At 42.5% G+C, this 12426-nt stretch carries 13 protein-coding genes; all 13 read left to right on the top strand.

Going from position 1 to position 12426, the window contains the following annotated elements:
• Positions 1-35: 35 nt before the first annotated feature.
• The 13 genes from rpoC (at position 36) to rplV (ending at position 12426) form a co-directional block, all read left to right on the top strand.
• Complete coding sequence (gene rpoC, locus ABU914_RS08525) at positions 36-3656, top strand: DNA-directed RNA polymerase subunit beta' (RefSeq protein ID WP_379669316.1); 3621 nt, start codon at positions 36-38, stop codon at positions 3654-3656.
• Positions 3657-3786: 130 nt separating this feature from the next.
• Positions 3787-4035, top strand: a complete 249-nt coding sequence (locus ABU914_RS08520; protein WP_379669315.1) for a 50S ribosomal protein L7ae-like protein — start codon at positions 3787-3789, stop codon at positions 4033-4035.
• Between the two features lie 167 nt (positions 4036-4202).
• Positions 4203-4616, top strand: a complete 414-nt coding sequence (rpsL, locus tag ABU914_RS08515) for a 30S ribosomal protein S12 (protein ID WP_379669314.1) — start codon at positions 4203-4205, stop codon at positions 4614-4616.
• Positions 4617-4653: 37 nt separating this feature from the next.
• Complete coding sequence (gene rpsG / locus ABU914_RS08510) at positions 4654-5124, top strand: 30S ribosomal protein S7 (protein WP_379669313.1); 471 nt, start codon at positions 4654-4656, stop codon at positions 5122-5124.
• Positions 5125-5166: 42 nt separating this feature from the next.
• Positions 5167-7245 carry an elongation factor G gene (fusA, locus tag ABU914_RS08505; protein ID WP_379669312.1) on the top strand — a complete coding sequence of 693 codons (2079 nt, stop codon included), beginning with the start codon at positions 5167-5169 and terminating at the stop codon, positions 7243-7245.
• A gap of 111 nt (positions 7246-7356) precedes the next feature.
• Positions 7357-8547, top strand: coding sequence for an elongation factor Tu (tuf, locus tag ABU914_RS08500; RefSeq protein ID WP_379669311.1), 1191 nt, complete (start codon positions 7357-7359; stop codon positions 8545-8547).
• A gap of 422 nt (positions 8548-8969) precedes the next feature.
• Positions 8970-9278 carry a 30S ribosomal protein S10 gene (gene rpsJ / locus ABU914_RS08495; protein WP_379669310.1) on the top strand — a complete coding sequence of 103 codons (309 nt, stop codon included), beginning with the start codon at positions 8970-8972 and terminating at the stop codon, positions 9276-9278.
• 24 nt (positions 9279-9302) lie between these two features.
• Complete coding sequence (gene rplC / locus ABU914_RS08490; protein WP_379669309.1) at positions 9303-9941, top strand: 50S ribosomal protein L3; 639 nt, start codon at positions 9303-9305, stop codon at positions 9939-9941.
• Positions 9942-9958: 17 nt separating this feature from the next.
• Positions 9959-10582, top strand: coding sequence for a 50S ribosomal protein L4 (gene rplD, locus ABU914_RS08485; RefSeq protein WP_379669308.1), 624 nt, complete (start codon positions 9959-9961; stop codon positions 10580-10582).
• Positions 10582-10869, top strand: a complete 288-nt coding sequence (gene rplW / locus ABU914_RS08480) for a 50S ribosomal protein L23 (RefSeq protein ID WP_379669307.1) — start codon at positions 10582-10584, stop codon at positions 10867-10869. Before rplD ends, rplW begins: the two co-directional genes overlap by 1 nt.
• Before the next feature lie 27 nt (positions 10870-10896).
• A complete protein-coding gene (rplB, locus tag ABU914_RS08475; RefSeq protein WP_379669306.1) occupies positions 10897-11727 on the top strand; it encodes a 50S ribosomal protein L2 in 831 nt (276 codons plus the stop codon).
• Between the two features lie 57 nt (positions 11728-11784).
• Positions 11785-12063, top strand: coding sequence for a 30S ribosomal protein S19 (gene rpsS / locus ABU914_RS08470; protein WP_379669305.1), 279 nt, complete (start codon positions 11785-11787; stop codon positions 12061-12063).
• A 21-nt stretch (positions 12064-12084) separates the two neighbouring features.
• The gene (gene rplV / locus ABU914_RS08465) at positions 12085-12426 is read left to right on the top strand and encodes a 50S ribosomal protein L22 (RefSeq protein ID WP_379669304.1); all 342 of its coding nucleotides are present in this window, start codon (positions 12085-12087) and stop codon (positions 12424-12426) included.

The raw sequence follows: 12426 nt of genomic DNA, 5'->3' as shown, positions 1-12426 counted from the left end.
GTTAAGCAACTGGAATAGAAAGGGAGGTAGCCCCTTTGATAGATGTTAACAATTTTGAGTATATGAAAATTGGTTTAGCTTCACCTAACAAAATTCGCTCATGGTCAAGAGGAGAGGTAAAAAAGCCTGAAACGATTAACTACCGTACGTTAAAACCTGAAAAAGACGGTCTTTTTTGCGAACGGATTTTCGGACCGACAAAAGATTGGGAATGTCATTGCGGAAAGTACAAGCGTGTTAGATACAAAGGTGTCGTCTGTGATCGATGCGGGGTCGAAGTGACGCGGGCAAAAGTAAGAAGAGAACGAATGGGGCACATCGAACTTGCTGCCCCTGTTTCCCATATTTGGTATTTCAAAGGAATACCGAGTAGAATGGGTCTACTTCTTGATATGTCGCCACGTGCTCTGGAGGAGATTATCTATTTTGCATCATACGTCGTAACCGATCCGGGTGACACAGCGCTTGAAAGAAAGCAACTTCTGTCTGAAAAAGAATATCGTGTCTACCGCGAAAAATATGGACAATCGTTTACGGCACAAATGGGTGCAGAAGCGATTAAAAAACTTCTTCAAGATGTTGACCTCGAAAAAGAAGTGGATGAATTAAAAGAAGAATTGAAAACAATTCAAGGTCAAAGACGTACGAGAGCGATTAAGCGCTTAGAAGTGTTAGAGGCGTTCCGCAATTCAAAAAACATGCCTGAATGGATGGTTCTTGACGTATTACCAGTCATCCCACCAGAACTTCGTCCGATGGTACAACTTGACGGCGGACGCTTTGCGACGTCGGATTTAAACGATTTGTATCGACGTGTGATTAACCGGAACAACCGTTTAAAACGTCTTCTTGATTTAGGTGCACCGAACATTATCGTGCAAAACGAGAAGCGGATGTTGCAAGAAGCGGTTGACGCGCTCATTGACAACGGACGCCGTGGTCGTCCTGTAACAGGACCAGGTAACCGTCCGTTAAAATCGCTTTCCCATATGTTAAAAGGAAAGCAAGGTCGCTTTAGACAAAATTTGCTTGGAAAGCGTGTTGACTATTCTGGACGCTCTGTCATAGTTGTCGGACCGAACTTAAAAATGTACCAATGCGGCTTACCGAAAGAAATGGCGCTAGAGCTTTTTAAGCCGTTTGTCATGAAAGAGCTTGTTGCTAAAGGTTTTGCGCACAATATTAAAAGTGCGAAGCGAAAAATAGAAAAACTTCACGCTGAAGTGTGGGACGTTCTTGAAGAAGTGATCAAAGAACACCCTGTTCTCTTGAATCGTGCGCCAACGTTGCACCGATTAGGTATTCAAGCATTTGAGCCAATGCTCGTTGAAGGTCGAGCGATTCGTCTTCACCCGCTCGTTTGTACAGCGTATAATGCTGACTTCGACGGTGACCAAATGGCCGTTCATGTACCTTTATCTGCTGAAGCGCAAGCAGAGGCAAGACTGCTTATGCTTGCAGCACAAAACATTTTAAATCCAAAAGACGGTAAACCTGTTGTGACTCCATCTCAAGATATGGTACTCGGTAATTATTACTTGACGATTGAGAAAAAAGGTGCCACCGGTGAAGGTTCAATTTTCAAAGATGCGAATGAAGCATTAACTGCCTATCAAAATCGGTACGTTGATTTGCACACACGCGTTGCAGTGAGAGCCGATTCACTCGGTAAAACATCATTTACTGAAGAGCAAAAACAAAAGCTCTTGTTGACGACAATCGGGAAACTTATTTTTAACGAAATTATGCCGGAATCGTTCCCTTATATCAATGAACCAACAACCGAAAACTTACAACAGGCAACACCTGATCGTTACTTTGTTGAAAAGGGAGTAGACGTAAAAGAAGAGATTGCAAAGCGTGAACTCGTACCGCCGTTCAAAAAAGGAATACTCGGAAAAATAATAGCCGAAGTGTTCAAGCGTTTTAAAGTAACTGAAACATCAAGAATGCTTGATCTTATGAAAGATCTCGGCTTTAAATACTCAACACAAGCAGGGATTACAGTCGGTATCACTGACGTCGTTGTCCTCCCTGAAAAACAAGAAATTTTAGATGAAGCAGAAGAAAAAGTCGAGAAGGTGTTAAAGCAATTTCGCCGAGGCCTTATTACAGAAGAAGAGCGATATGAACGTGTCATCTCAATTTGGAGTGAAGCAAAAGATACGATTCAAGATCGCCTCATGGCATCGCTTGACAGCTTAAACCCGATCTTTATGATGAGTGACTCTGGCGCGAGAGGAAATCCGTCAAACTTTACGCAACTTGCAGGTATGCGTGGTTTAATGGCCAACCCGGCTGGTCGAATTATTGAGCTACCGATCAAATCGAGTTTCCGTGAAGGCTTAACGGTGTTGGAGTACTTTATATCAACTCACGGTGCGAGAAAAGGGCTTGCGGACACAGCACTAAAAACAGCTGACTCAGGCTACTTAACACGTCGTCTCGTTGACGTAGCGCAAGACGTTATCGTAAGAGAAGATGACTGTGGAACAGACCGTGGTCTTCCGATTACTGCGATTCAGGAAGGAAGCGAAGTGATCGAAAGCTTGTACGATCGCCTCGTCGGCAGAACGGCATTCCGAACAGTGAAGCATCCAGAGACGGGCGAAGTGTTTGTTAAGAAAGATAAGCAAATTACGGAAGACATTGCAATGAAGATAGTTGACTCTGGAATTGAGGAAGTTCATATTCGTTCCGTATTTACATGCGAATCAAGACATGGCGTTTGTAAAAAATGTTACGGTCGTAACTTAGCTACAGGTGCTGATGTTGAAGTCGGTGAAGCTGTCGGAATTATTGCTGCGCAGTCGATCGGAGAACCAGGCACGCAGCTAACAATGAGAACATTCCATACAGGCGGCGTCGCGGGCGACGACATTACACAAGGTTTACCGAGAATTCAAGAATTATTTGAAGCTCGAAATCCGAAAGGGCAAGCAGTTATTAGTGAGCTTGACGGGAAAGTCGTTGATATTACGGATACGAAAGATAAACGGGAAGTTGTTGTTCAAGGCGATATCGAAACACGTAATTACACAATCCCATACGGTGCGAGAATTAAAGTCGCGATCGGGGATGAAGTCATCGGTGGCCAAGAAATTACCGAAGGTTCGATTGATCCGAAAGAATTGATCCGCATTACAGGTGTAGAAGGCGTTCAGTCTTACTTGCTCCGCGAAGTACAAAAAGTATATCGCATGCAAGGGGTTGAAATTGGCGATAAACATATCGAAGTTATGGTTCGTCAAATGATGCGTAAAGTACGTGTAATCGATTCGGGTGACACGGATGTTTTACCAGGAGCATTGCTCGATGTCCATACATTTAAAGACGTGAACAAAGAAGTCTTGCTCAATGGTGGGCGTCCAGCGACAGCACGTCCTGTATTGCTCGGAATAACGAAGGCATCTCTTGAAACAGATTCATTCTTATCAGCAGCGTCTTTCCAAGAAACAACGAGAGTCCTAACCGACGCAGCGATAAAAGGAAAAGTCGATGAGCTTCTCGGATTGAAAGAGAACGTAATTATTGGAAAACTCGTTCCAGCTGGTACAGGTATGTCTCGCTACCGCACAATTCAAGTGAAAAGCGAGGCCGATGATCTAGTAACATCGGACGTAGAAACCGAAGAAGCGTTAATCGTTCAAGAGTAAATAAACTATATTCTATTCAGGAAGCGCTCCGTGCTTCCTGAATAGAATGATTTTTGCTGTTGACAAAAGAACTTCTAAGGTGATATTATTACGAAGTGTGTTCAAAACCTGTGCTTTGGAGGATAGCAATATGTCTTATGAAAAAGTATCACAGGCAGAGCAAGTCATTATTGGGACAAAACAAACGTTGAAAGCTCTTCAAGAAGGTCAAGTGAGCGAGTTAATTATTGCGGATGATGCTGAAATACGTGTTGTGAACAAAGTTAAAGTGTTTGCGACCGAATTAGGGATTCCGATTACAACCGTTGATTCGATGAAAAAACTTGGTGAAGCTTGTGGAATTGAAGTTGGAGCTGCAACGGTTGCGATAAAGAAATAACCTATTTGCACACTTATCCATCGTGCAAATCTTTCTTTTTCCTAATAATGAACCACCTGGATGTGTGGGATTAGAATGACGCGCGAAATCACACTCAAACGAACATCGGAACGTGTTTCTAGTTTTGATTAAAGTTCAGGAAATAATGAAGGAAGGAGGAATCATCCATGCCTACAATTAACCAGTTGATCCGTAAAGGGCGCAAGTCTAAAACGAAACAATCAGACTCCCCAGCGTTGAATAAAAACTACAATAGTTTTAAAAAGACGATGACGGATGTAAATTCTCCACAAAAACGAGGAGTTTGTACACGTGTTGGAACCATGACTCCGAAAAAACCAAACTCGGCACTTCGTAAGTATGCTCGTGTTCGTCTAACGAATGGAATTGAAGTAACAGCATACATCCCGGGGATCGGTCACAACTTGCAAGAGCATAGTGTCGTATTAATTCGTGGCGGTCGTGTGAAAGACTTACCAGGTGTCCGCTATCATATTGTACGTGGTGCTCTTGATACAGCTGGTGTAAACAACCGGATGCAAAGCCGTTCAAAATACGGAACGAAAAAGCCGAAAGAATAAAAGTAAAGCAATTTTCATGTGAAAGGAGGAATACTACATGCCTCGTAAGGGACCCGTTGAGCGCCGTGATGTATTGCCTGACCCGATTTACGATTCGAAACTCGTCACTCGTTTAATTAATCGTATTATGATTGATGGAAAACGTGGGAAGGCGCAAAAAATTTTATATAAAGCTTTTGAAATCGTAAAAGAGCGTACAAATCAAGACCCAATGGAAGTGTTTGAACAAGCGCTAAAAAACATTATGCCTGTCCTAGAAGTAAAAGCACGCCGTGTCGGTGGTGCGAACTATCAAGTTCCAGTTGAAGTTCGTCCTGAACGTAGAACAGCACTTGGACTTCGTTGGTTAGTAAACTATGCACGTCTTCGTAATGAAAAGTCGATGGAAGAAAGACTAGCGAATGAAATTTTGGATGCAGCGAATAATACAGGTGCTGCAGTTAGAAAACGTGAAGACGTACACAAAATGGCAGAAGCGAACAAAGCATTTGCTCATTACCGTTGGTAATACGAAAAACATTTTAATACAGAGAAGGAAGGAGAAAGTAGAATGCCAAGAGAATTCTCCTTAAAGAATACACGAAACATTGGAATTATGGCACATATTGATGCTGGAAAAACGACAACTACTGAACGGATTTTATTCTATACAGGTCGTATTCATAAAGTTGGTGAGACGCATGAAGGTGCGTCACAAATGGACTGGATGGAGCAGGAGCAAGAACGTGGAATTACAATCACGTCTGCAGCAACAACTGCCCAATGGAAGGGACACCGTGTCAATATTATTGATACGCCTGGACACGTAGACTTTACCGTTGAAGTAGAACGTTCTCTTCGTGTATTAGATGGAGCTGTAACAGTTCTCGACGCTCAATCAGGAGTAGAACCTCAAACAGAAACCGTTTGGCGTCAAGCGACGACATACGGAGTGCCGCGAATTGTCTTTGTTAACAAAATGGACAAAATTGGTGCTGACTTTATGTACGCGATTAGCACGCTACATGATAGACTTGGTGCCAATGCTCATCCAGTACAAATTCCAATTGGTGCAGAAGACAATTTTGAAGGTATGGTTGACCTTATCGAGATGAAGGCGTACTATTACGAAGATGATCTTGGGGCTAACTTGGAAGAGCGGGAGATCCCAAGTGACTTAGTTGACCTTGCTGAAGAGCAACGTGCGAAGCTTATTGAAGCGGTTGCGGACTATGATGAAGACTTAATGATGAAATATTTAGAAGGTGAAGAAATTACGAATGAGGAGCTTAAAGCTGCCATTCGCCAAGCGACACTGCAAGTTGAATTTTACCCAGTTCTCTGTGGTTCCGCATTTAAGAACAAAGGAATTCAGCCTGTGATTGATGCCGTCATTGATTACTTGCCTTCGCCACTTGATATTGAAGCAATTAAGGGAGTTTTACCGAAGACTGAAGAAGAGGTAACGCGTGAAGCAGACGACAACGGTCCGTTTTCAGCATTAGCTTTTAAAGTAATGACAGACCCATTCGTCGGTAAACTTACATTCTTCCGTGTTTACTCTGGAAAAGTCGATTCAGGCTCTTATGTTCTAAACTCAACGAAAGGAAAGCGCGAACGTATTGGACGAATTTTGCAGATGCACGCGAATTCCCGGGAAGAGATTTCAACTGTTTATTCAGGAGATATTGCTGCAGCAGTTGGATTAAAAGACACGGCAACAGGCGATACACTTTGCGATGATAAAAATCCTGTTATTCTTGAGTCAATGGAATTTCCAGAGCCGGTTATTTCGGTTGCAATTGAACCGAAAACGAAAAATGACCAAGATAAAATGGGTGTTGCCCTTGCGAAACTTGCAGAAGAAGACCCAACGTTCAAAACAGAAACAAATGAAGAAACAGGTCAAACGATTATCGCCGGAATGGGTGAACTTCATCTCGATGTTATCGTTGACAGGTTGAAACGTGAGTTTAAAGTTGAAGCGAATGTTGGAGCTCCGCAAGTTTCTTACCGTGAGACGATTCGTTCAGCTGGTCAATGTGAAGGGAAGTTCATTCGTCAATCAGGTGGACGTGGACAATATGGACACGTTTGGATTGAATTTGAGCCGCTTGAAGAAGGGGCAGGATTTGAATTTGAAGACGCCATTGTCGGTGGTGTTGTCCCGCGTGAATACATTCCAGCTGTTCAAGCAGGACTTGAAGATGCTCTTCAAAATGGTTTATTAGCAGGCTATCCGTTAATCGATTTGAAAGCGAAGCTTTATGACGGTTCATACCACGATGTCGACTCGAGTGAAATGGCGTTCAAAATCGCAGCGTCCATGGCATTGAAAAAAGCAAAAGATAATTGTAATCCAGTCATTCTCGAGCCAATGATGAAAGTTGAAGTTGTCGTTCCAGAAGAATACATGGGTGACATTATGGGTGATATTACGAGCCGGCGTGGTCGTGTAGAAGGGATGAATGCTCGCGGTAATGCACAAGTCGTTAACGCATTCGTACCACTTGCGGAAATGTTTGGCTATGCAACATCACTTCGTTCCAACACTCAAGGTCGTGGAACTTATACGATGGTCTTTGACCATTATGAAGAAGTACCGAAAGCAATCGCTGAAGAAATTATTAAAAAAGCAACAGGTGAATAATTCACCTCACTTAATTTGAAGGCATTGTTGATAGGCGTCTAACGTCTATCAATGATATACTTAACTTTACTTAAAAAATTATTTTTCTTTATTTAAGGAGGAATTAATCAAATGGCTAAAGAAAAATTTGATCGTTCAAAACCACACGTAAATATTGGGACTCTAGGACACGTTGACCATGGAAAAACAACGTTAACAGCTGCAATTACAACTGTACTTAACAAGACATATGGCAGTGGTGATGCCATGGCTTATGACCAAATCGACGGTGCGCCAGAAGAGCGTGAGCGTGGAATTACAATTGCAACTTCTCACGTAGAGTATGAAACTGACAATCGTCACTATGCACACGTGGACTGCCCAGGTCACGCTGACTATGTTAAAAACATGATTACAGGTGCAGCACAAATGGACGGAGCCATCCTCGTTGTATCTGCAGCTGATGGTCCAATGCCACAAACTCGTGAACACATTCTTCTTTCTCGCCAAGTAGGTGTTCCATATTTCGTCGTATTCTTAAACAAATGTGACATGGTTGACGACGAAGAACTACTTGAACTAGTCGAAATGGAAGTTCGTGATCTTTTAAGTGAATATGAGTATCCTGGTGATGATATTCCTATCGTTAAAGGTTCAGCTCTTAAAGCACTAGAAGGTGACGCAGAGTGGGAGCAAAAAATTATCGAGCTTATGGAAAAAGTTGATGAATACATCCCTACTCCTGAACGTGATGTAGATAAACCGTTCATGATGCCAGTTGAGGACGTCTTCTCAATTACGGGTCGTGGTACAGTTGCGACGGGTCGTGTTGAGCGTGGACAAGTAAAAGTTGGTGACGAGGTTGAAATTCTTGGTCTCGTTGAAAAACCAGAAAAGACTACAGTAACAGGTGTAGAAATGTTCCGTAAGCTTCTTGACTATGCTGAAGCTGGAGATAACATCGGGGCTCTTCTACGCGGAGTATCTCGCGAAGATATACAACGCGGTCAAGTACTCATTCAGCCAGGGACAGTAACAGCTCATACAAAATTTAAAGCAGAAGTTTATGTGCTTTCAAAAGAAGAAGGTGGACGTCATACTCCATTCTTCTCAAACTACCGTCCGCAATTCTACTTCCGTACAACAGACGTAACAGGAACAATCACACTTCCAGAAGGTGTTGAAATGGTGATGCCTGGTGACAACGTAGAAATGACAGTAGAATTAATTGCTCCTATCGCGATCGAACAAGGAACGAAATTCTCCATTCGTGAAGGCGGACGTACAGTAGGTGCTGGCGTCGTTGCTGAAATCGTTGAGTAATTAAAAGTAATACAAAAAACAAAAATTGAGCCCTATTTTTGCGGGCTCAATTTTTTTAATTTAGCCGTCTCGTACATCATAGAGAATATTTCGTTCAAATATAGTTTCAAAGAACAGTGTCTTGCTTTTATTTGTTCACACATCATGCGGGAAACTTCTAGATTCTTCCGTAAGATAAAAGCTTACAAAGATTTTACAAGAAACCTTGCAATCAACGGATAATTTCTATATAATGTTGAATGTTGGTCATTGTATTGGCGATGAAGCGAGAGGTTGCTGACACACCCGGCCCCTTTGCCATGGGCGGTGTGAAGGAAATTTTCGCGGAGAATTGTCTATGATGTTCATTCTTAATCATGTGACCGCAAGCATTAAACGTCGAATTGAATGAACATACAAAAATGGGCGAAGGAGGGAAAATAATGGCAAAGCAAAAAATTCGTATTCGTTTAAAAGCGTATGATCACAGAGTGTTGGATCAATCAGCCGGAAAAATTGTAGAAACAGCGAAACGTTCAGGTGCAAAGGTATCGGGTCCGATCCCATTGCCGACAGAAAGATCTGTTTATACGATTTTGCGTGCCGTACACAAATACAAAGATTCTCGTGAACAATTCGAGATGCGTACTCATAAACGTTTAATCGATATTATCGAGCCGACACCACAAACCGTCGATTCGCTTATGCGTTTAGACTTGCCTTCGGGTGTTGACATTGAAATTAAGCTCTAATGACAGATTTAGGAGGTGGAAAGAATGAATAAAGGAATCTTAGGGAAGAAACTAGGCATGACACAGATTTTCTTAGAAAATGGTGACGTCGTTCCAGTAACCGTCATTGAAGCCATGCCAAATGTTGTTCTTCAAAAGAAAACAGTGGAAACGGACGGTTATGAAGCGATCCAAATTGGCGTTGAAGATAAAAAGGAAGCTCGCACAACAAAGCCAGAAAAAGGTCACGCTGAAAAAGCAGGTACAACACCTAAGCGCTTCGTTAGAGAAATTCGCGGCGTGAACACAGCTGAATATGAAGTTGGCCAAGAAATTAAAGTTGACGTATTCAGCGAAGGCGAAAAAGTAGATGTCACTGGTACTTCAAAAGGGAAAGGATTTCAAGGTGCGATTAAGCGTCATAACCAATCACGCGGACCGATGAGTCATGGTTCACGCTATCACCGTGGTCCAGGATCAATGGGAGCAGTAGATCCAGCTCGTGTATTCAAAGGTAAAGCATTACCTGGACGTATGGGTGGAGAACGCACAACGTTACAAAACCTTGAAATTGTAAAAGTTGATGCCGAACGCAATCTTATTCTTATTAAAGGAAACGTACCTGGTCCGAAAAAAGGTTACGTTACGATTCAATCTGCTTTAAAAGCAGCTAAAGCTCAGTAAGAAAGGAGGCTTATTCGATGCCTAAATTAACTCTAGTAAATCAAGAAGGCTCAAAAGTAGGTGACATAGAACTGTCAGATAGCGTATTTGGAATTGAGCCAAATAACAATGTGCTTTACGACGTTGTTATTATGCAACAAGCAGAAAAAAGACAAGGAACTCATGCAACGAAAAACCGTGCTGCAGTTCGTGGTGGTGGTCGTAAACCGTGGCGACAAAAAGGTACAGGTCGTGCGCGTCAAGGATCGATCCGTTCTCCTCAATGGGTAGGCGGTGGGGTCGTTTTTGGTCCAACTCCACGCAACTATAGCTACAAAATGCCGAAAAAAGTTCGTAGACTTGCGTTGAAATCAGCTTATTCAACAAAAGTAAAAGAAGAGAACTTTATCGTTGTTGATACAATTACGATCGATACACCAAAAACAAAAGATATGGTTGCGATTTTAAACAACTTAGAAGTAGGTAAGAAAGTACTCATCGTTACAAATGAATACGATGATACAGTTACACGTTCAGCTCGTAATATACCTGGCGTCACAGTGAAAGCAGTGACAGAAGTGAAAGTGCTTGATATTTTGGGTCACGATAAGCTGATTATGACGAAGGAAGCAGCTGAAAAGGTAGAGGAGGTGCTAGCGTAATGGACGCACGTGAAGTGATTAAGCGCCCCGTAGTTACAGAACGTTCAATGGAAACGATGGATGAAAAAAAGTATACATTCGAAGTCGACCCGCGCGCGAACAAAACAGAAATTAAAAGTGCAGTCGAAGAAATTTTCGGTGTGAAAGTTCAAAAAGTAAACACGATGAATTATAAAGGAAAATTTAGACGCTTTGGTCAATATTCTGGGTATCGACCAAAACGCAAAAAAGCAATTATTCAACTGACTCCAGATAGCAAAGAAATTGACTTTTTTGATGGAGTATAAACATTTTAGAGAAGGAGGGAAAATGAGATGGCAATCAAAACATTTAAACCAACGTCGAATGCTCGTCGTGGCATGACAGGATTAGATTTTAGCGAAATAACAACTGATAAACCAGAGAAGTCACTACTTGCACCAATTAATAAAAAAGCAGGTCGCAACAATCAAGGACGGATTACGACTCGTCATAAAGGCGGTGGCCATAAACGTCAATATCGAATTATCGATTTTAAACGGAACAAAGATGGCATACCTGGTCGCGTTGCCTCGATTGAATACGATCCGAACCGAACAGCAAATATTGCACTCATTCATTATGCTGACGGTGAAAAACGTTATATTCTCGCTCCAAAAGGCTTGAAAGTTGGCATGGAAGTAATGTCTGGACCAGACGCAGATATCAAAGTCGGGAACGCATTACCGCTTGAAAATATCCCAATCGGTCAAACCGTTCATAATATCGAATTGAAACCGGGACGTGGAGGACAACTTGTACGCTCAGCAGGAGCAGAAGCGCAGTTGCTCGGAAAAGAAGGAAAATATGTGCTCGTAAAACTTGCATCAGGAGAAACGAGGATGATTCTAGCAACTTGTCGTGCAACGATTGGTCAAGTTGGAAACGTGGAGCATGAGCTCATTAATGTAGGGAAAGCTGGACGTTCACGCTGGCTCGGAAAACGCCCTGCAGTTCGTGGTTCTGTCATGAACCCAGTCGATCACCCACACGGTGGTGGGGAAGGTCGTTCGCCAATTGGTTTGAAATCACCAGTGAGCCCATGGGGTAAACCGACACTTGGCTACAAAACGCGTAAAAAGAATAAACCAACTGACAAATATATCGTACGTCGTCGTAAAAAATAGCAAGGTTGATCTACGGTTCACGAGAACCGTAGTGCAATCGCGAAGGGAGGAAAAGAAGTGGGTCGTAGTTTAAAAAAGGGGCCTTTTGTAGACGATCACTTGATGAAAAAGGTCGAAGCATTGAATGAAAAGAACGAAAAAAGAGTCATCAAAACATGGTCGCGTCGCTCAACCATTTTTCCTGAATTTATAGGGCATACCATTGCCGTTTATGACGGAAGAAAACATGTTCCAGTTTATATTTCTGAAGATATGGTCGGTCACAAGTTAGGTGAATTTGCGCCAACGCGGACGTACCGAGGTCACGCAGCTGATGACAAAAAAACTAAACGTTAATTTGAGAGGAGGTTCAGGCCAATGCAAGCAAAAGCTGTTGCAAAACAAGTCCGCATTGCTCCTCGTAAAGCTCGCCTCGTCGTTGATTTAATTCGAGGGAAAGAAGTCGGTGAAGCAATTGCGATTTTACGTCATACACCAAAAGCAGCTTCTCCTATTGTGGAAAAAGTGCTAAACTCGGCGATTGCCAATGCTGAACATAACTACGAAATGGAAGCAGACGATCTCGTAGTAAGTGAAGCTTATGTTGACGAAGGTGTTACATTAAAACGTTTCCGTCCACGCGCACAAGGACGTGCAAGTAGAATTAATAAAAGAACGAGCCACATTACGGTCGTTGTATCAGAAAAGAAGGAGGGATAA

It is taken from the genome of Pueribacillus sp. YX66, from assembly GCF_041725775.1.
In the GTDB taxonomy this organism is placed as follows: Bacteria; Bacillota; Bacilli; order Bacillales; family UBA6769; genus Pueribacillus.
Note: the sequence above shows the minus strand (reverse complement) of the source record. Positions and strands in the feature narration are given on the sequence as shown.